This window comes from Psychroserpens mesophilus (genome assembly GCF_000826645.1).
GTDB lineage: Bacteria > Bacteroidota > Bacteroidia > Flavobacteriales > Flavobacteriaceae > Psychroserpens > Psychroserpens mesophilus.
The window spans coordinates 44,849-66,400 of the sequence record NZ_JXJP01000008.1; the positions used below are offsets into that span (position 1 = coordinate 44,849).

General features: G+C 33.5%; 18 protein-coding genes. 14 read left to right on the forward strand and 4 right to left on the reverse strand.

Going from position 1 to position 21,552, the window contains the following annotated elements:
• Positions 1-7: 7 nt before the first annotated feature.
• Positions 8-1,939 carry a M61 family metallopeptidase gene (locus TD18_RS07475; protein WP_052461085.1) on the reverse strand — a complete coding sequence of 644 codons (1,932 nt, stop codon included), beginning with the start codon at positions 1,937-1,939 and terminating at the stop codon, positions 8-10.
• A gap of 94 nt (positions 1,940-2,033) precedes the next feature.
• On the opposite strand from TD18_RS07475, the gene TD18_RS07480 reads away from it, so the two are divergent.
• The 4 genes from TD18_RS07480 to TD18_RS07495 all read left to right on the forward strand — a co-directional run bounded on the left by TD18_RS07480 (position 2,034) and on the right by TD18_RS07495 (position 9,184).
• Positions 2,034-3,041, forward strand: coding sequence for a glycosyltransferase family 2 protein (locus TD18_RS07480; RefSeq protein WP_040250755.1), 1,008 nt, complete (start codon positions 2,034-2,036; stop codon positions 3,039-3,041).
• A gap of 181 nt (positions 3,042-3,222) precedes the next feature.
• Positions 3,223-6,702 carry a T9SS type B sorting domain-containing protein gene (locus TD18_RS07485; RefSeq protein WP_040250758.1) on the forward strand — a complete coding sequence of 1,160 codons (3,480 nt, stop codon included), beginning with the start codon at positions 3,223-3,225 and terminating at the stop codon, positions 6,700-6,702.
• Between the two features lie 36 nt (positions 6,703-6,738).
• Complete coding sequence (gene uvrB / locus TD18_RS07490; protein WP_040250760.1) at positions 6,739-8,745, forward strand: excinuclease ABC subunit UvrB; 2,007 nt, start codon at positions 6,739-6,741, stop codon at positions 8,743-8,745.
• Position 8,746: 1 nt separating this feature from the next.
• Complete coding sequence (locus TD18_RS07495) at positions 8,747-9,184, forward strand: SRPBCC family protein (RefSeq protein ID WP_040250763.1); 438 nt, start codon at positions 8,747-8,749, stop codon at positions 9,182-9,184.
• Positions 9,185-9,332: 148 nt separating this feature from the next.
• Here the strand turns inward: TD18_RS07495 and TD18_RS07500 are convergent, their stop codons facing one another.
• A complete protein-coding gene (locus TD18_RS07500) occupies positions 9,333-9,734 on the reverse strand; it encodes a hypothetical protein (RefSeq protein ID WP_040250766.1) in 402 nt (133 codons plus the stop codon).
• A gap of 308 nt (positions 9,735-10,042) precedes the next feature.
• On the opposite strand from TD18_RS07500, the gene TD18_RS07505 reads away from it, so the two are divergent.
• Positions 10,043-10,285, forward strand: coding sequence for a DUF1456 family protein (locus tag TD18_RS07505; RefSeq protein ID WP_040250769.1), 243 nt, complete (start codon positions 10,043-10,045; stop codon positions 10,283-10,285).
• A gap of 82 nt (positions 10,286-10,367) precedes the next feature.
• Positions 10,368-11,069: a phosphoadenylyl-sulfate reductase gene (locus TD18_RS07510; protein WP_052461086.1), complete on the forward strand. Its 702-nt coding sequence runs from the start codon at positions 10,368-10,370 to the stop codon at positions 11,067-11,069.
• A gap of 168 nt (positions 11,070-11,237) precedes the next feature.
• On the opposite strand, the gene sucC is transcribed toward TD18_RS07510, so the two are convergent.
• Positions 11,238-12,428, reverse strand: a complete 1,191-nt coding sequence (sucC, locus tag TD18_RS07515) for an ADP-forming succinate--CoA ligase subunit beta (RefSeq protein WP_040250770.1) — start codon at positions 12,426-12,428, stop codon at positions 11,238-11,240.
• A gap of 114 nt (positions 12,429-12,542) precedes the next feature.
• Positions 12,543-13,199 carry a hypothetical protein gene (locus TD18_RS07520; RefSeq protein ID WP_040250773.1) on the reverse strand — a complete coding sequence of 219 codons (657 nt, stop codon included), beginning with the start codon at positions 13,197-13,199 and terminating at the stop codon, positions 12,543-12,545.
• Positions 13,200-13,319: 120 nt separating this feature from the next.
• Between TD18_RS07520 and lysA the strand changes: the two genes are divergently transcribed.
• The 8 genes from lysA (at position 13,320) to TD18_RS07565 (ending at position 21,538) form a co-directional block, all read left to right on the forward strand.
• On the forward strand, positions 13,320-14,531 hold the full coding sequence (lysA, locus tag TD18_RS07525; protein WP_040250776.1) for a diaminopimelate decarboxylase: 1,212 nt from the start codon (positions 13,320-13,322) through the stop codon (positions 14,529-14,531).
• Positions 14,532-14,660: 129 nt separating this feature from the next.
• Entirely contained in the window at positions 14,661-16,547 is a 1,887-nt protein-coding gene (locus tag TD18_RS07530; RefSeq protein WP_052461087.1) for a tetratricopeptide repeat-containing sensor histidine kinase, read from the forward strand.
• Positions 16,548-17,297, forward strand: a complete 750-nt coding sequence (locus TD18_RS07535; protein ID WP_040250778.1) for a LytR/AlgR family response regulator transcription factor — start codon at positions 16,548-16,550, stop codon at positions 17,295-17,297. It abuts the gene before it with no gap.
• 167 nt (positions 17,298-17,464) lie between these two features.
• Positions 17,465-18,208 (forward strand): hypothetical protein, encoded by a 744-nt coding sequence (locus tag TD18_RS07540; RefSeq protein ID WP_152611336.1) that lies wholly within the window; start codon positions 17,465-17,467, stop codon positions 18,206-18,208.
• A 19-nt stretch (positions 18,209-18,227) separates the two neighbouring features.
• Positions 18,228-18,755 (forward strand): nuclear transport factor 2 family protein, encoded by a 528-nt coding sequence (locus tag TD18_RS07545; protein WP_040250781.1) that lies wholly within the window; start codon positions 18,228-18,230, stop codon positions 18,753-18,755.
• 175 nt (positions 18,756-18,930) lie between these two features.
• On the forward strand, positions 18,931-19,191 hold the full coding sequence (locus tag TD18_RS07550) for a Rossmann-fold NAD(P)-binding domain-containing protein (protein ID WP_040250784.1): 261 nt from the start codon (positions 18,931-18,933) through the stop codon (positions 19,189-19,191).
• A 19-nt stretch (positions 19,192-19,210) separates the two neighbouring features.
• A complete protein-coding gene (locus tag TD18_RS17485) occupies positions 19,211-20,089 on the forward strand; it encodes an ester cyclase (RefSeq protein ID WP_084205877.1) in 879 nt (292 codons plus the stop codon).
• A 96-nt stretch (positions 20,090-20,185) separates the two neighbouring features.
• A complete protein-coding gene (locus TD18_RS07565) occupies positions 20,186-21,538 on the forward strand; it encodes an MFS transporter (protein ID WP_040250787.1) in 1,353 nt (450 codons plus the stop codon).
• The last annotated feature ends 14 nt before the right edge of the window (positions 21,539-21,552 follow it).

The following is a 21,552-nucleotide window of genomic DNA, read 5'->3' on the forward strand; positions in this document are numbered from 1 at the left end:
ACCTAAACTATGGCTTACTTCTTTCACTTGAGTTTTCACGATTAGGATTAATGTTTAACCAAGCGTTGCGCAAACTAATTTGAGATTTTGTCGCATTCTTATTTTCAACAAGATCAGCTTTAGTTGTATAAGCTTGAGTCATTTTTGTATTTATGATAACTTCTTCACCATTCCTATTTAAAACAAGTGAAATATCCTCTCCTAGTTTGGCACCATAAAGTTTTATTATGATGGCTCTGGCTGTATCGTAAGACACATCTACACCATTTACAGACTTAATAATATCGTTTTCAAGAACACCATTTTCTACCCAGAAACTATTCTCACTGACGTTTGAAGAGAAAAACAAAATATCATTGTCTTTATCTGCCTCAAAAACAGAACCTTTTCCAGATTGAACAAATCCGGTTTCAACTTTAGATTCTTCAAAAGTTAATCCGACTTTTTCTAAAAAAGCACTGTAATCAATAGGAGTTCCATTCACAATATGTGTATTTAGAAACTCGCCAATGGAAGGATATGTCATTTCGGTAATTTCAGATATTAGTGAATCGTCATCAAATGGTTTTTCAACGCCATATTTACTAGATAATTCTTTCATTAAACTCAACATACTTCTATTTCCATTACTCGCTTCTCGCAACAAAATATCCATACACATTCCTATTAAAGCGCCTTTTTGATACACATTAGAATAATTCTTCTGATATGGCGACTCTAAAACATGTTCGCTCATTTCAGTAAAACTCATGGTATCATCATAGTAAGTTATAGATCTTAAAATTTGAGAGTTTATCACTTTGTAATAATCTTCAGGAGTCAGCAAACCTTCATACACTTGAAAATGTTGGGCAAAATATTCGGTTACGCCTTCATACATCCATAAATGCTTTGAAAATGTCGGCTCATAATAATCAAAATAGTGAACATCCTCAGAGTGAACTGTGAGTGGTGTTACAATGTGGAAAAATTCATGTGAAATGATATCGATTATAGATTGCGCTATACGATCTGGAGTATATGTTTCCATCAAAACTGCCACTGTAGATGTATGGTGTTCTAGTGCACCTATACCTTTTGGCTGACCTTGACTTCTATCTGTCAAATACAAATAAATATCATAACGTGAAGTTGTATTTATGTCACCCAAATAAGTCTTTTGAGCCTCCATCATTTTAGCAACAACTTCTTTTAAGGTTGATGCCTTATGTTTTTTATTTGGCGAATATACACTGAGTACAATTTTAATATCATCAACCATAAATTCTTCAACATCTAATTTCCCATACATCATTGGATTATCTGTGATATCAAAATATCGTGGTGCAAAATAACTTGTCGTAATTTTAGTACCATCTGGACTTGATTTTATATTCGTGTTTTGAAGTGCAGATGTGCGTTCAAAAGTTGCAGGAGCAGTAACATCTAGTGTGTATTGTGCTTTTTTTAATGATTCAAAATAACCTATAAATCCGTGTAAATTTAAAACATAATTCTCTGGAGAAATATTTGTTCCTCCTGGAGAAAATGGAATATCTTCTGCTAGTCCACCAGAAATTTCTAAATCGTATGTATCATTTACAAAATACTCCAATTTGTCTAATTGTGTTGCATTAACGATTTGCCAGGTATTGTCATCCAGTTTTGTAACTGTTAAATGGTTTCCATCATAATCTATAGCTTTAATATCCTCAATATATTTTCCAAAATTATCTACAGCATAACTTCCTTGTATTATTCTTGGCATTCTGTAAATAACCGTATCTTGAATAAAACGACCAGGATTAATCGTTACAGGAGCTTTATCGTCAATAATTTGTGTTAAGTCAATGGAAGTTGCAATCGGATGTGCAGTCGCTAAATCATTGTCAATGTCTTTTGGAGAACCACAGGCTAAGAGTATCACACTCAAAAGGATTGTGGATAGGGCGTATTTCATAATAAATTTTTCTTTTTTTAGACGCACAAAATTACAATAGGTTACACTTAATTTAGCAAAGGTTTTGTTAAATTAGAAGTCGTATTTTAGCGTCATGTCTAAACCTCTCATTAGTATTCTTACACCTTTCAAAAACACATCTGCATTCATACCAGAATGTATTTGTTCGATTATTCAGCAAACCTATGAGCATTGGGAATTATTGATTGTTGACGATCACTCTTCAGATAATAGCTATGACATTGTAAACAAATTTGCTCAGGAAGACGCTCGTGTAAAATTATTTAAAAATTCAGGTTCAGGAATTATAGACGCTTTGCGTATAGCTTTTGAAAAAAGTTCTGGGACATATATTACACGCATGGATAGTGATGATATTATGCGTCCTGAAAAATTAGATTTTATGTTGAATGATCTTCAGAAATATGGTAGAAAACATATCGCTCTGGGTTTAGTAAAATACTTTAGCGATTCTGGCATTGGTGATGGTTATGCCAAGTACGAATCCTGGCTAAATAAACTTTCAACTGAAGGCGCAAACTATTCAGAAATTTATAAAGAATGTGTCATTCCTTCACCTTGCTGGATGGTACATCGAGAAGACTTGATAGCCTGTGAAGCATTTTATCCAAATCGTTATCCTGAAGATTACGACTTAACATTTCGGTTTTATAAAAATAACATCAGGTGTATTCCCAGCAGGAAGCTTTTGCATTACTGGAGAGATTATAGTACAAGAGCATCACGAACAGATAGCAACTATGCTGAAAATCATTTTCTTGAGTTAAAATTACATTACTTTTTAGACCTAAATCACGAGGCGTCGAGACCTCTTGTGATTTGGGGAGCTGGACAAAAAGGAAAAACTATTGCGAAGCTATTACAGAAAAACAAAATTAGTTTTATATGGATCTGCGACAATCCGAAAAAAATAGGCAAACATATTTATGATGTAGAACTGTATAATTTTGAACATTTAAAAGCACTTAAAAATCCGCAAAGTATCATAACAGTTGCCAATTCAAAAGAACAAAAAATCATCAAATCGTATTTTAAATCTATAGCGATGCAACCTATGGAAGACTACTTTTTCTTTTGTTAATTAAAGTAACACTGAGATAACATGAATTCTTCAAAATATTAGTTATTTTGCCCGATATTTTCAAATAATGTACAGATATTTTCCAATCTTATTAATTTTCTATTGTTTCTTGACTCTAAACGATTTGAATGCATCTAATGTTTCAATTTATAATACCTCAATATTCTGTCCAGCTCCAATTATGACAAGCTTTTCTCCATCATCTGGACCAGAAAACACATTGGTAACTATAACTGGAAATAATTTTAATGCGGTAACATCTGTAGATTTTGGTGGAATAAATACTTCTTTCAATATCATAAGTGACACGGAATTAGTAGTTGTAGTTCCTGCTGGATTAACAACGACTTCAACTATTACTATGACAAGTTCTGGTGGATGTACTGGAACATCTCCAACTATGTTTTCTTTAATTGAATCAGATTGTAACTCTACGAGTAATGATGACATCTATATGTCTGAAGTTTATGATTCTGATGGTGGAAGTTATGGTGTTATCGAACTTTACAATCCAACGAATACTGTTATTGTCTTAGATGGTGTCTATCAAATTGACCGTTATGGTGATATTGGGAATGCTGCTCCAAGCTATTCTATTTTACTAACAGGTACGATAAACCCATTAGATACATTTATTATAGAAATGGGTAGCACAGGAAACACTTGCAGCGGATTAGTTAGTGACTTGGATCAAGGTGCAGGAATCAATGCGAATGATGAAATAGTACTTCTTAAAAATTCTATTCAAATTGATGTTTTATATACTGATGTCAATATTGGTTACACTTACATAAGAAATTCTGATGCTGCTGCACCCTCAACCACATTCGATATTAATGAATGGACATTTTCCGATACTGAAGATTGTTCTGACTTAGGAATGCATACGGAAGACCCAGTTAACACACCAGTTATAACGCAACCTGATTCTCAAATAGTTTGCGAAAATACCAGCACAAACTTTACCGTTTCAGTTGATGTCGGAACGTATACGTATCAATGGAAAGTTTTAGATGCTTCAGGAAATTGGATCGATGTTGTTGATAATGCAAATTATTCTGGAACGACTACCAATACATTAATGGTTAATAATATACCTTTTAACTTTGACGGAAATCAATATTATTGTGAAATTACTTCCACCTCGTGCGATTTATTAAGTATTGCAGTCCAGTTGGAAGTTCTTAATCCGGAAGTCGATACCATTGCGAATCAAACCGTTTGCACAGATTATACCTTACCTGTGTTGACTAACGGAAATTATTTCTCTGCTTCTGGTGGCACTGGAACACCGTTTAATGCTGGTGATATCATTTCAACCTCGCAAACCATTTTCATTTATAATGAAATCGGAACTGCGCCTGATATCTGTTCTAACGAGAGTAGTTTTACGGTTACAGTTTCAGGAACTCCTTTGGTCGATACGATTGCGAATCAAACGGTTTGTACAGATTTCACCTTACCTGTGTTGACTAACGGGAACTATTTCTCTGCTTCTGGTGGAACTGGAACATTGTTTAATGCTGGTGATATCATTTCAACGTCGCAAACGATTTACATTTACAATGAAGTCGGAACTGTGCCTGATACCTGTTCTAACGAATCTAGTTTTACGATTACAGTTTCCGGAACACCTTTGGTCGATACGATTGCGAATCAAACGGTTTGTACAGATTTCACCTTACCTGTGTTGACTAACGGAAATTATTTCTCTGCTTCTGGTGGCACTGGAACAATGTTTAATGCTGGTGATATCATTTCAACCTCGCAAACGATTTTCATTTATAATGAAGTCGGAACTGCGCCTGATACCTGTTCTAACGAGAGTAGTTTTACGGTTACTGTTTTAGGAACTCCTTTAGTCGATACCATTGCGAATCAAACGGTTTGCACAGATTACACCTTACCTGTTTTAACCAATGGGAACTATTTCTCTGCTTCTGGTGGCACTGGAACAACGTTTAATGCTGGTGATGTCATTTCAACAACACAAACGATTTACATTTATAATGAAGTCGGAACTGCGCCTGATACCTGTTCTAACGAATCTAGTTTTACAGTGACAGTTTCAGGAACTCCTTTAGTCGATACCATTGCGAATCAAACGGTTTGTACAGATTATACCTTACCTGCTTTAACCAATGGGAATTATTTCTCTGCTTCTGGTGGCACTGGAACAACGTTTAATGCTGGTGATGTCATTTCAACCTCGCAAACCATTTTCATTTACAATGAAGTCGGAACGGCTCCTGATATCTGTTCTAACGAATCTAGTTTTACAGTTACTATTTCAGGAACACCTTTAGTCGATACCATGGCGAATCAAACGGTTTGCACAGATTATACCTTACCTGTGTTGACTAACGGGAACTATTTCTCTGCTTCTGGTGGCACTGGTACAATGTATAATGCTGGTGATGTCATTTCGACAACTCAAACCATTTTCATTTATAATGAAGTCGGAACGGCTCCTGATATCTGCTCTAACGAATCTAGTTTTTCAATTACAGTCTTCGGAACACCTTTGGTCGATACGATTGCGAATCAAACGGTTTGTACAGATTTCACCTTACCTGTGTTGACTAACGGAAATTATTTCTCTGCTTCTGGTGGCACTGGAACGACTTTTAATGCTGGTGATGTCATTTCAACATCGCAAACCATTTTCATTTATAATGAAGTCGGAACTGCGCCTGATATCTGTTCTAACGAATCTAGTTTTACAGTGACAGTTTCAGGAACACCTTTGGTCGATACCATTGCGAATCAAACCGTTTGCACAGATTATACCTTACCTGTGTTGACAAACGGAAACTATTTCTCTGCCTCTGGTGGCAATGGAACAACGTTTAATGCTGGTGATGTCATTTCAACCTCGCAAACCATTTTCATTTATAATGAAATCGGAACTGCGCCTGATATCTGTTCTAACGAATCTAGTTTTACAGTGACTGTTTCAGGAACTCCTTTAGTCGATACCATTGCAAATCAAACGGTTTGCACAGATTATACCTTACCTGCTTTAACCAATGGGAACTATTTTTCTGCTTCTGGTGGCACTGGCACAATGTTTAATGCTGGTGATGTCATTTCGACAACACAAACCATTTTCATTTATAATGAAATCGGAACTGCGCCTGATATCTGTTCTAACGAATCTAGTTTTACAGTGACAGTGGGTTCATCGGTTGATTTCAATCTTTCCGAATCAAACATTGATGTCATCAATGGAAGCTTAACAATCAATATGGACGATCCATCGCTTAGCTTTGAGTATTCATTAAATGGTGTAGAATTTCAAACCAGCAATACATTTACAAATTTACCTAATGGATCTTACACCTTGTTCGTTAGAGAAGTTAATGGTTGTCTTATAAAATCAATTACTTTTGAAATCACCTTAGATTTATATATTCCAAATTTTCTAACACCAAATGGCGATGGTTTTCATGATACCTGGAAAATCACTGATAGGAATAACATCGTTATTGACGTGTATATTTTTGATCGCTACGGAAAACTTCTAAAACATATTATTGGTACTGAAGCTTCATGGAATGGGACTTATAATGGAAAAACTCTTGAAACCAATGACTATTGGTACATTATTAATTTAAGAACTGGACAAGCAATAAATGGTCACTTTACTTTAAAGCGATAGTTACTTTTACATTTAAGTTTTGTGTAACTTTGTGAAATGCGTTTCAAAGTACAATCCGAATTCAAACCTACAGGTGATCAACCTCAAGCCATTCAGCAATTAGTTGATGGTATAAATTCTAATGAAAAATATCAGACTCTACTTGGAGTCACTGGTTCTGGTAAAACATTTACGGTTGCTAATGTGATTGAAGAGGTTCAAAAGCCGACTTTAGTTTTAGCACATAATAAAACACTGGCTGCTCAATTGTACTCTGAGTTTAAGCAGTTTTTTCCAGAAAATGCTGTTGAGTATTTTGTATCGTATTATGACTACTATCAACCTGAAGCTTACATTCCAGTTTCTGGTGTTTACATTGAAAAGGATTTATCCATAAACGAAGAAATTGAGAAAATGCGATTGAGTACAACCTCTTCCCTTTTGTCTGGACGTCGTGATGTCATTGTGGTGGCTTCAGTATCGTGTTTATATGGTATTGGAAATCCTGTAGAATTTCAAAAGAATGTAATTTCCTTAGAAATTAATCAGGAAATTTCAAGAACCGAATTATTACATCGCTTGGTACAAAGTTTATATTCGAGAACTGAAGCCGATTTTAATCATGGAAACTTCAGAATAAAAGGCGATACCGTTGATGTATTTCCAAGTTATGCTGATGACGCCTTTCGGATTCACTTTTTTGGTGATGAAATTGAAGATATCGAGCAGTTCAATATTCAAACCAATGAAGTTATTGAACATTATGACCGATTGAATATTTATCCTGCAAACATGTTCGTTACTTCTCCTGATGTGCTTCAAGGTGCTATTCGGGAAATTCAAGATGATCTGGTAAAACAACACGATTATTTCAAAGACATCGGTAAACATTTAGAAGCCAAACGTTTAAAAGAACGCACCGAATTTGATTTGGAAATGATTCGAGAATTGGGCTATTGCTCAGGAATTGAAAACTATTCCAGATATTTAGATGGACGACAACCTGGTACACGACCATTCTGTTTGCTTGATTATTTTCCAGACGATTATTTGATGGTTGTTGATGAGAGTCACGTGACCATTTCACAAGTTCACGCGATGTATGGTGGTGATAGAAGTCGTAAAGAAAATCTTGTGGAATACGGATTTAGATTACCTGCTGCTATGGACAACAGACCATTAAAGTTTGAAGAATTTGAGGCGCTGCAGAATCAGGTGATTTATGTGAGTGCAACACCAGCCGATTACGAACTACAAAAAACAGATGGTGTGTATGTTGAGCAAGTGATTAGACCAACCGGTTTATTAGATCCTGTTATTGAAGTGCGTCCGAGTTTGAATCAGATTGATGATTTAATTGAAGAAATACAAGTACGAGTTGAAAAAGATGAACGCACCTTGGTTACAACATTGACCAAACGTATGGCTGAAGAACTGACTAAATATTTAGATCGTATCCAAATCCGTTGTCGCTATATTCACAGTGATGTGGACACGCTTGAACGTGTTGAAATCATGCAGGATTTGCGAAAAGGTTTATTTGATGTTTTGGTTGGTGTTAACTTACTTCGTGAAGGTTTAGATTTACCTGAAGTCTCTTTAGTTGCTATCATTGATGCTGACAAGGAAGGCTTTTTACGATCAACGCGATCTCTAACACAAACTGTTGGTAGAGCTGCACGACACCTTAATGGAAAAGCCATTATGTATGCTGATAAAATTACGAAAAGCATGCAAAAAACGATTGATGAAACAGAATACAGACGTGAAAAACAAATTGCGTATAACACCAAGCACAATTTAGTTCCAAGAGCACTAAATAAGAGTTTGGACAATGCATTGACCAAAAATTCAGTAAGTACATATAGTTATGAATTAGAAGCTGCAAAAGCTGCAGAGCCAGAAAGTGAGTATCTCACTAAAGCTCAATTGGAAAAGAAAATTCGTGAAAAACGAAAACTCATGGAGCAGGCTGCTAAGGCCCTAGACTTTATTATTGCAGCTCAACTTCGGGATGAAATTAAGAGCTATCAAAACAAATTAGAAAAAGTAAATCGGTCTTAAAATGAAAGTCAGTGAACCTGTTATTAAGGTGAAACAAAATTTTCATCAGCCAGTTGAAACTGTTTGGAAAGCCATAACAGAAATCAAAGAAATGCGACAATGGTTTTTTGAAAACATTCCAGCTTTTGAACCATCTGTCGGATTTAAAACTCAATTCACTGTCACTTCTGAAAACAGACAATTTCCGCATCTATGGGAAATAACAGAAGTTATTCCTCTTCAAAAAATTGTTTATAATTGGAGATATGAAGGTTACGAAGGTAATTCGTTTGTAACTTTTCAATTATCTGAAATTAACAGTCAACTTACAGAACTCACTTTAACAACTAAAGTTACCGAAGACTTTCCTGATGACATTCCAGAATTTAAAAAAGAAAGTTGTGTTACAGGCTGGAACTATTTTATAAAAGAAAGACTGTTAGAGCATCTTAAAGAATAATAAGACAAAATTATATGTAATATTATAAATTATAGGTTGTGTCATTCCGAACAAGATACGAGGAGGAATCTCATTATTATAAGATTACTCGTCACTCATTATTCGCTCTGTCGAAATGACAAAGACGTTTTAGATCTCTGATTGTATATCAATTATATTGTACTTTGAAAATATCAATTAAGAAATCTGGTGGTACAACTTTATTAGGAAAACTTTCCATCAAATCAAGAACTCTATTTATAGATTCATGACTCAAACCCATTCGGAGTCCGAAATTATGTAGCTTCACCAATTCCTTAGAACTGATTTCGTGATCAAGATTCATTAATAAGACTAGTCTGTGAAATTGAACAATGCGCTCACTATGCGATTTTAGGTGTACATAGGTCACAGGATGCTCAATGAGATAATCAAAATCTTCTTTTGAAATATCCAATTGCTTGGCTACACCAAAAAGGAATCTATATTCAATGGACTTTATATTTTCATTTGTCTGTGCGAAAGCAATCATTTCTGAAAGCAAGCTCAATTTTTCAACGCGATTTATCATGACGAGGGATTATGATTTTTACTTTTTTAAAGTTAATAAGTTTAATTTGCCGTAAACCTTGATAAATTGTAGCTTATCGAAAAATATAATGCCTTTCATCGGTTTTTTCCTACTTTCATATAAAAACCATATTCAATACATTGATTATTAAAGGTTTACAAAAAACATGCATTTCATCGATTTTTGAATCGTTAAAAATTATTATCGATGAAATACACATTAAATAATTATTAAATTTTGTGTACATTCGTTTTAATCAATTCTTAGATGAAAAATATAAGGTAAAATTTAAACACCAAACAGATACTATGACCAATAACGACATATTTAAAAAACTAAGAGTTGCACATAAGCTACGTGATGATGATATTATTAAAATTTTAGAACTTGTTGACTTTAGAGTTACTAAAAGCGAATTAAATGCTATGTTTAGACGTGAAGATCATCCTAATTATATGGAATGTGGTGATCAGATATTAAGAAACTTCCTTAACGGATTGATAATTCATCTACGTGGTCCATTACCGAAACCTCAAAAAAAGAAGCCTTAAATTATCAGTATCGCAAAAATAGGCTTCTTAACATATACTTTAGATTTAAGACTGTAAATTGCATATTGATTAAAATGTCCCTATGCTTGAGATTCCTAATGCAACTAAAGTGATTCCAAATATTTCAGAAACTGAAATAAAAGCACTTAATACCAAATACAAATCCCTTTCAGCTACCGAAAGAATTAAAGAACTATATAAAGACTTTGACGTTACAGAGGTGATGTTAACAAGCTCTTTTGCAGCTACTTCAGCATTTTTATTAAAATTGTTTTCTGAAATTAATCAAAAGCAGGAAGTTTTTTTTATTGATACTGGATATCATTTTGAAGATACGTTAGATTATAAGGAACAGTTGACTAAACAATATGGACTCAATGTAAATTCTATTAGTGCATTAAAAGAAGAACATGATTTCACTACAAAAGATGAGACCTGGAAAAAGAATCCTGATTTCTGTTGCTCCATTAACAAAGTTAGACCTTTAGATATTATAAAGAATAACTATAAGGTTTGGGTTTCAGGTTTAATGGAATGGCAAAGTGATCATCGTTCAACTTTAGATATTTTTGAATTACGTGGCGAAATTTTAAAATTTTATCCACTCTTAGATATTACCAAAGCACAACGTGATACTTATATCAAAGAACACGATTTACCTTTTCATCCTCTAGTAGCTAAAGGGTATAATTCAATTGGTTGTAAACACTGTACTGTTCCAGGTGAAGACCGAAGTGGTCGCTGGAATAATAATCCGAAGACAGAATGTGGATTACATTTATAAAGTTGTCCTTCCGACCGAAGTGAAGGAATCTATAACGATAATTAGTTTTCTCAATCTGTTCGACATAACAATTAATTCAATTTAGTTCATAAAAAAAGCTCTCAAAATTGAGAGCTTTTTTTTATTATGTTGAGATTCTTCGCTTTTGCTCAGAATGACATTTATACCTTAAGCTAAAACCTGTTGTACTTTGTCAGCTGCTTCCTGAAATTCAGTAGCACTCATTACATCCAACCCAGAGTTGTCAATTAATTCTTTAGCGACATCAGCATTGGTTCCTTGTAAACGAACAATAATTGGTACTTCAATATTACCCATATTTTTATAAGCATCAATAACACCTTGTGCAACACGATCACAACGTACAATTCCACCAAAGATGTTTATCAAAATAGCTTTAACTGCTGGATCTTTTAATATGATTTGAAAAGCTGCTTCAACTCGAGCTGCATCAGCAGTACCACCAACATCTAAAAAGTTAGCTGGCTCTCCTCCTGCTTGTTTAATCAAATCCATCGTTGCCATTGCTAATCCTGCTCCATTCACCATACAACCAACATTTCCGTCAAGGTCAACATAGTTTAAACCAAGCTTTCCTGCTTCAACTTCAATTGGATTTTCTTCACGTAAATCACGAAGTGCAGCTAAATCTTTATGTCTGAAAAGCGCATTATCATCTAAAGAGACTTTGGCATCTACAGCCATGATTTTATCATCACTGGTTTTTAACACAGGATTAATTTCAAATAATGAAGAATCAGATTTATCGTATGCCGTGTATAATGAAGTTACAAACTTTGTCATTTCTTTAAACGCAGTTCCTGACAACCCTAAATTAAAAGCAATTTTACGTGCTTGAAAAGGTAATATTCCAGTAGCTGGATCAATTTCTTCATGAAAAATCAAATGAGGTGTTTCTTCAGCAACTGTTTCAATATCCATTCCACCTTCTGTAGAATACATAATCATATTGCGACCATTAGCTCTGTTTAACAACACAGACATGTAATATTCTTCAGGTTCTGAATCTCCAGGATAATAAACATCTTCAGCAACTAACACTTGATGAACACGTTTTCCTTCAGCAGATGTCTGAGGTGTCACTAAATCCATTCCAATAATTTGTCCAGCAATCGTTTTTACCTCATCTAAGTTTTTAGCCAACTTAACTCCACCACCTTTTCCACGACCACCTGCGTGAACTTGAGCCTTAATTACGTGCCAACCTGTTCCTGTTTCTTCAGTTAATTTCTTTGCTGCAGTAACAGCTTCATCTGCATTTTGTGCAACAATACCACGTTGAATGCGTACACCAAAACTGCTTAATAATTCTTTTCCTTGATATTCGTGTAAATTCATCTTTCTTAGAGTAAAATTTTAGATACGCAAAAGTAGTTAACCTATGGCGTTTTACCAATAGTTTTTAATAATGATTTATACAGTTTTATTATTTCGTTTCAGAAATTAAGGATCTCAACCTTTTAAACGTTTAATAATAGAAAATGCATGATCAACCAAATGATCTTCTACAACTATGGTAAATTCATTTGTTGTAGAAACAACTTCATATAAGGTGATGTTTTCCCAGGCTAACTGCTTAAATATTTGGTAGTATAAGCCTGAAATATTTGAATTCCCTTTTGGTAAATAAATACTAATAGCAGATAATTTATCTTTAAATCCTATTTGTTTCTCGTTTTTAAAAGCGTTCAAAATACTCTCCTTTTCAGATGTTGAAATAATAATATTGCTCTCAAATATACCACGAGTAAAAGCATAGAAAATTTGATGATTAGCACTTATGGATTCCAAAATATGTGAATGATTTTGAATTAAAGACGGTGAATTTTGAAATGTAAAGTCACTTAAATTCGATCGAACAGTAATATCTCCTAAATTCTCAAATATTTTTGTCAGTCGTTTCGTATTATTAATATACAAGGGCTGATGATAACGTCGTAAAGCCATCATGATAGCGCCATCTTTTACGGGTCGTCTCAACATTTCGGAAATTTGCTTATTCAAATCTTTGGCTAAAGCAGAATAGTTAATAATTTCTCGCGACAAACCTTCTTCTAAAAAAGGACTCGAAACTATAATACGTTCTACACAAGAGGCGATTGTTTTCAATTTGTTTATTATTTAACAATTTGTGCAAAATTAGCAATATTTTTGCATTTTTATGTTTAGACTACTGATTACATCTATTTTTGAATTCTGAAATACATTATATTTTAATAGTTCAAACTAATGAAACGAACCACCTTATTACAAATCGCTAAAGACTATGGCAGTCCAGTATATGTTTATGATGCTGATAAAATTCAATCGCAATACCAACGATTAACATCTGCTTTTAACAAGGTTAAACACGTGAAATTGAACTATGCTGTAAAGGCATTATCCAATATTTCAGTTTTGAAATTGTTTAATTCATTAGGCTCGGGATTAGATACCGTTTCAATTCAGGAAGTACAACTCGGACTTATTGCTGGGTTTAAACCTGAAGACATTATATTTACTCCAAATGGTGTTTCACTTACTGAAATTGAAAAAGCTGCCAGTTTAGGAGTGCAGATTAATATTGATAACCTTTCAATTCTAGAACAATTTGGCACAAAACACCCTAAAACTCCAGTTTGTATTCGTATTAATCCTCACGTGATGGCAGGTGGAAACACTAATATATCTGTTGGACATATTGATAGTAAATTTGGCATTTCAATTCATCAGATTCCACATTTACTTCGTATTGTTGAAAATACCAAAATGACTATTAACGGCATTCACATGCATACTGGAAGTGATATTTTAGATATTGATGTATTCCTTTACGCAAGCGAGATTTTATTTGAAACTGCTAAAAACTTTAAAAATTTAGAGTTTATTGATTTCGGATCTGGTTTTAAAGTGCCTTATAAAGTTGGCGATATTGAAACAAATATTGAAGAATTGGGCGACAAACTATCCGAACGATTTAATGAGTTTTGTAAGGATTACGGCAAACAACTAACCTTAGCATTTGAACCAGGTAAATTTTTAGTCAGTGAAGCAGGTTCCTTTTTAACGAAGGTCAATGTCGTTAAACAAACCACTTCAACCGTTTTTGCTCAAGTAGATTCTGGCTTTAATCATTTGATTAGACCAATGCTCTATGGTTCGCAACATGACATCATCAATATTTCAAACCCAAAAGGTCGCGAACGTTTTTATTCTGTTGTAGGTTATATCTGTGAAACGGATACATTTGCCAATAATAGACGTATTAGTGAAATTAGCGAAGATGATATTTTAGCATTTAAAAATGCTGGAGCCTATTGTTATTCGATGGCATCAAATTATAATTCACGTTATCGTCCTGCAGAAGTACTCTGGTATAAAAACAAAGCACATCTAATCAGGAAACGTGAAACCTTTGAAGATATCATAAAAAACCAAGTAGAAATTTCATTCGCATCTTAATCAACTATTAATTTTTTATATTTTACAATCTAAGTGGTTTATAATAGTTAAGGTAATGTTAATATTGTAGGAAAAATTTACTATCTTTAACATTCCCTAAAGTCTTTTCAATAGCTATATTAAAGACTGATGACTAAAAAACTAATCCTTATAATTGTACTTAGCTGTACACTAAATAATCTTGCGCAAAATTCTAATTCAAGCAGATCACTAGATTCTGTTCTGAATTGGTTAGAAACTCACCATAGCAGTATTAAAGATTCAAGTGCTTTTAAAATCAATTCAAGAATCGCTATTAACCTTTCTAAACAAGCTAATGATAGTAACAGGCTTGCACAATCTTATAGCTTTTTGGCTAGTTACCATGAAGAATATTCTAATTTAGATTCGGCTGTTTTCTACCTAAACACTGTAAAAGATATTTACACAAATCTTGATGAATCACTTAATCTTGCCGATACCTATCTTGATATTACAGCGCTCTATACTATAAAAGCAGACTACAACAAAGCTAAAAGTAACGTTTATAAAGCCTTAAGTATTTATGAGGCACTAGACAATCAAAAAGGAATTGCTAAGTGTTATGCTCATATTTGCGATTTGCAATATTATGAAAACGATTATAATGAAGCCATAATACATTGTGATAAAGCTATTACTATTCAAAAAGAAATTAATGCTAAAGAAGATTTAGCTCTTACCTATCGGTTTAAAGCTAATAGTCAATTATTTACGGGTTTTAACTTGGAAGACGCATTAGAATCTATTAACACTTCAATTGATTTATACAAGGAATTAGGTGAAACTGGAGCTCCGATGATGGCTTCAGTAAACTGGAGAGGTAATATTTACAAATATATGGAACGTTATGATGAAGCCATTGCAGATTATCAAGCTAATTATGACAACTCTAAAGCTATGGGATTAGAGCAATACTTGATTCCGTCGTTGGGCAACATCGGACATGTTTATGTCATGCAAGGCCAATATGAAGATGCGTTACCATACAATCTCAAGGCTATTGAGCTCATAAAAAAAACAGGAAGATCTCGAAATTTGTGGGAAAACTACATGCATGTTTCAGAAATTTATGAATCTATTGGAGACCACACAAAAGCCTTGTATTACCATCAACTATATGCTTCAGAATTGGAATCTTTTAAAGATAATATCATCTTAAGTCTCGAAAGTAAAACACAGTCTGAGTACGAAGTGGGTCAAAAAAATGCTACAATTTTGTTTCAGAATGAAAAAATCAGTCAGCAAAAACGAACTAAAGTCTTATATATTATACTTACTGGATTACTGGCAGTCATTCTTTTTGGAGTTGTTTATAATTTCAGAAAAAATCAACAAAAAAATAAAAAACTAGAATCGTTAAATAGTGAATTAGACAGTAAGAATCAGCAAAATGAATTGCTACTAAAAGAAATACACCATCGTGTCAAAAACAATCTGGAATTAGTGAAAAGTTTAATTGCATTGCAATCTGCGCAATTAGAAGATTCTCCAACCAGAGATGCCATGATTGCAAGTCAGAACAGAGTTCAATCTATGGGAATTATTCATCAAAAGTTATATCAAGGCGAAAATTTAGGAAGCATCGATATGAAGGATTACTTTATTAATTTGAGTAATGGTATTTTAGATACGTTTAATGCTGAAGACAAAGTTAAGATTGAATGCGCAATGGATGAGTTAGAATTAGATGTTGACACAGCTGTACCTATCGGACTTATCGTAAATGAATTACTGACCAATGCACTCAAATATGCATTTCCGAAAGATAGCAAAGGAACAATTGAAATTTGCTTATCAAGACCAAACCCTGAGACGATTGCTTTAAAAGTAATAGACAATGGTGTAGGAAAAATGTCGAATACTACTCCTAAAGGTACAGGCTTTGGAACACAACTCATCAAATTACTTACACAACAACTCAATGGACATATGAAAGAAAGCCATGACCATGGTACATCAATATCATTCGAATTTAAAATTAAATCCGCAGCCTAAATGAGCACTCCTATTAAAATTTTAATTGTTGAAGATGAAATGATTATTGCAGCAAACATCTCATTACAACTTACTATGCTTGGCTATGACGTTGTAGGCATTGTTCCACGAGCAGAAGACGCCTTAACGTGTGTTAAACAAGATCATCCAGATATTGTTTTAATGGATATTAATCTCAAAGGAGACTTAGATGGCATTGACACGGTTAAACTTATTAAGGAAATTCAAGATATTGCCGTCATTTATTTAACTGCAAATGCTGATGAAACGCATTTTAATAGAGCAAAAAGCACACATCCGCATGCCTTCATCTCTAAACCCTTTAAAAAACTTGATTTACAACGTGCTATTGAATTAACTGTAGATCGAATTCAACAGGAAAAAAATGAGTATGTTGAGGATAATCTATCAAAAACAGAACCTTCGCCATTTATGTTAAGTAATTGTATTTTCGTAAGACACAATGAAAAAATGGTAAAAGTTGATATTCAAGACATTCTGTACATAGAAGCTGAACGAAATTATTGTCGCATATATTCAAAAGACAAAGAATACTTGCTGGTAATGACCTTAAAAGATATGGATGAAAAACTTCCAAACAAACATTTTTTGAGAGTTCATCGCTCATTTATAATCAATTTGTCTCAAATAGATGAAATTGCCACAAGCCACATAGTTATTGCCAAAAAAGCTATTCCTGTTAGTAAATCTTTAAAAGAAGAATTACTAAAACGACTACAAACCATATAGCCAAAATACATACAGTTACTTCAAAATAATTTCCGATAAATAAATCGATGCGTTCGGACAAATTATCTATCAATTCGTCCTTGACAGATTTTTTTATAATAAGATAATAGGTTACTTAGTCAATGAATGTAAATCATTTATTAATCAACCATTTAAATATAATTATTATGAAAATTTCTAAAACAATTTTAAGTATTGCATGCTTTTTATTAATGCTACCTTTAACAATACTGGCTCAAGAAGATGAAAGTTTTATAATGAACACGACTGCGTTCACTATAAAATTTGGTCATGATTCAGACTTTACAGAAGGTGTAAAAAAATGGAACAAATGCTACAAAGACAATAAAGGAACAGAAAGCTGGAATGTTTGGCATCGCCTACAAGGAAAAGGAAATGTTTACGTATTGACATCAACTATGGAAAACTGGGCTGAAATGGATAAAAGTGATGAAGCAGGAAAAGCATGTCGCTCAATAGCTGAAGATCTAATCATTCCTCACATTGAAAATTCTGAATTTAATACGAATAGATTTATGCCTAACTATAGTCGTAAAACAAACCTAGAAGGCATGAGCATTGTTTGGGTTTACAGCTTTAAAGTAAATAACTCATTAGTTTTTAATGAAGTAGTAAAAGATGTGACAACAACTATCGCTCAAAAAGAAGGTGATAAACGAGGGTTTTGGTACGCAGTAATGGCTGGAGAAGGTGCTAATTATTTTGTATCGACGCCTTATAAAAGTTTTGCAGATTTAGATACTGATACCGACAATGTATGGCAAGTATATGAGAGCGCTCATGGCGCAGCTAAAACTAAAGCAATTCGTGAAAAATTCAATGCAGCATTAGAAGATGTTTGGAGCTATACTTACACGCTTGAAACGGAATTAAGCATGAGCCAAAATTAACCATTAAAACTTATTAATTGTGAAAACTTTAAAAACAACAATATTAGTCTTATTTCTTTGTATTGGTCAAATTACTTTAGCCCAGGAAACAAAGAGTTTCAATGAAATCGTCTCTCAAAATCCAACTGCCGAAGAAGACCTTAAGGTCGTTTCAAATTACTTAGATGCGATTATTAGCAACAAAATGGATGTCGTTGCAAGTTTATTATCAGATGATTATATATCATCTGGACCAAGTAATGGTGAAACTTCAACAAAAGCTGAAGAAATTACGAACTGGAAAGAAGCACATAAAGTGCGTACCAATCAAAAAAATGAATACGTGGTTAATTCCTGGAGAGTATTAGATGGAGAATATAAAGGTGATTGGGTGTCAATATGGGGAACTTATACATTTACAGAAAATGGTAAAGATATCGTATTACCTTATCAATATACAGCAATGGTTGATGGTGGAAAAATACAAAAAGCAGTGATTTACTATGATAATTTGGCTGTAGCTACTGCAATGGGTTATACTTTAACTCCTCCAGAAAAGAAAGAATAACCATTTTCTTCTAGAACATATAACTAACAGGCAGAAACGATTTTTGTGGAGAGGGTCGCGATAACTAAAAAAAAGATTTCGTTTTAGTGTTTTAAAAGCAAATCAACCAATTAGGTTATCATCTGCCTGTTTTTTTAGTAATCAAATTACAATCATACATTCTTTTAATAAAAACATGAAAAAAGTAGGTGTTATAGGAGGTTCTGGTTTTATTGAAAGTGATGTTATTTCGCTTTTACTACTTCATAATTTCAATATTAAAGTTTCAACTATTGATATTTCAATAAAAGAAAACTACGAACATCTTATGGAGTTAGATCATTCAGAAAACCTATACGTCTGTGAAATAGACACTCAGCAAAAGTCAGCTATATCTAATTTTACTAAAGATTGTGATTTGGTAATCTTTATGAATCCTTCCGATATAAAATTTTAACAACAAAAAAGACCATACAATGAAAGCTATTAAATTATTCTTAATTACAATCACCATGGGTTTATGTACTATATATTCCCAAGGACAAACCCTAGAAAAAGATATCAAAATGTACACTCAAGTATGGGATGATATTGTCAATAAAGGTGAAATCGACAAAATTAATTCAACATATTTCGATGCAAATATTACAGCCATTCAAAGTCCTGAAAATATTGTAGGCATAGAGAACTTTAAAGCGTATTATCAAAATTTTATTACGGGGTTTTCAAATATTGAATTTACAATAGTAAACGTTTTTGGTCATGAGAATCAAATTGTAAAACAATGGAATTTTAAAGGCACACATACTGGCGACTTCTTCGGTATTCCTGCAACCAATCGAACGGTTGATATTCAAGGTGTTACTATCACGAAAATGAAGAATGGAAAAATTGCTCAAGAACAGGATTTTATGGATAATGCTGTGTTTATGCAGCAACTTGGTTTAGTTTCAAATCCAGAGAATATTTCAATTATCAATGGTCTTTATGATGCTTTTGCAAAAGGTGATATTCCTACAGTGCTTTCTGGCATGGATGCTACTGTTGTATGGAATGAAGCTGAAAGTAATTCTTTAGCTGACAGCAATCCTTATATTGGTCCTGATGCCATATTAAATGGGGTATTTGCACGTCTTGGAGCCAATCATGAGTATTTCAAATTAGCAGATATAGTACTTCATGACATGAGCAATAATCAAGTATTAGCAACTTTACGATATGATGCAAAAAACAAAGCAACTGGTATCGTTTACAATGCGCAAGCAGCACACTTATGGACACTCAAAAATGGAAAAGTTATTGCTTTCCAACAATATGTGGATACCAAAAAATTAGCTGATGCTGAAATGAATTAGAACTGCATCATAAGATACTATATATAAACCTCAACAACAATTTCAGTAGGAACTATACCCAATAAAAGTTTCATCCAATGACACAAAAACAACATTATGAAAAGCTCAAAGTTAAAATTTAGTCGAAGTCTTACTGGAAGTGCTTTTTCACGTTATTTTTCATTTTCAGCGTTGTATGTCGCACAAGGGATTCCGGAAGGTATTTTGTTTTTTGCATTACCAGCATGGTTAGCTATGAATGATAAGTCTCCTGTAGACATTGCCGCTTTCATTGGTGTCATCTTAATTCCGTGGAGTTTTAAAATAATAATAGCGCCTCTAATGGATCGCTTTACCATTTTATCAATGGGAAGAAAACGACCTTGGGTTATTTTTGGTCAACTAGGTTTAATCCTCAGTTTTTTGAGTATCGGATTTGTACCTGATCCTTTAAATAACATCACTGGATTAATGATTGTTGGTTTCTCGATTAGCTTTTTTGGAGCTTTTCAAGATGTAGCCACAGACGGAATGGCTGTTGATGTGATTCCTGCTGATGAACAAGCCAGAGCAAACGGATTGATGTGGGGAACAAAGATCATTGGAACATCTCTATCCTTGGTTGTTGGTACCGCATTGATCAATAGTTTAGGTTTTACAACTGCTATTTCATTATTATCAATTGCTGTTGCAATTATTATGATAGTTCCCATCTATTTTACGGAACGTCCAGGCGAAAAAATTATGCCATGGCTAAAAGGTGAAGCAAATACCGAATCTGAGGCTAGCCAATTAAAAAGTTGGGCTGAAATCATAAAAAGTTTGTATCGTGTTACAAAATTACGATCCAGCCTCATCTTTGTAGTAATTTCTTTTGTTAGTGGAATTTTATTTGGGTTGATGGATACACTATTACCCATTTTTACTATTCAAGAACTCGAATGGACCAATACCGATTTTTCTCAGTTCTTTTCAATAATAAACGTTGTTGCTGGTATCTTTGGAATGATCATCGGTGGCTATCTCGTAGATTATTTTGGTAAAATTAAAATGCTAACCATTTACTTAAGTTTAATTACTGCTGTTATTTCAATTTTCGCTTTTGCAACTGGTCTTTGGTCAAACCTTATTTTTTTATGCGGATTTATGTTTATCTATTATGTACTCAACATTTTTTTATGCATCGGGATTTTCGCATCTGGCATGCAACTATGTTGGAAAACAGTTGCAGCAACACAATTCACTTTATATATGACATTATCAAATATGGGACGAGCCTCAGGATCTGCTTTGTTAGGTATCCTCAAAGATAGTTATAGTTGGGAAATTGTTTTCGTGTTTACTGCTTTAATGCCATTGATAATGGGTGTTTTAGTTCAATTTATTAACTTTAAAAACCACAAACAAAAAGTTGATCAGTTTAAGGTATTAGACCATACGTTAGTGGCTCCTCATGTTATTGAAGATTAAATTAAAATTATTCG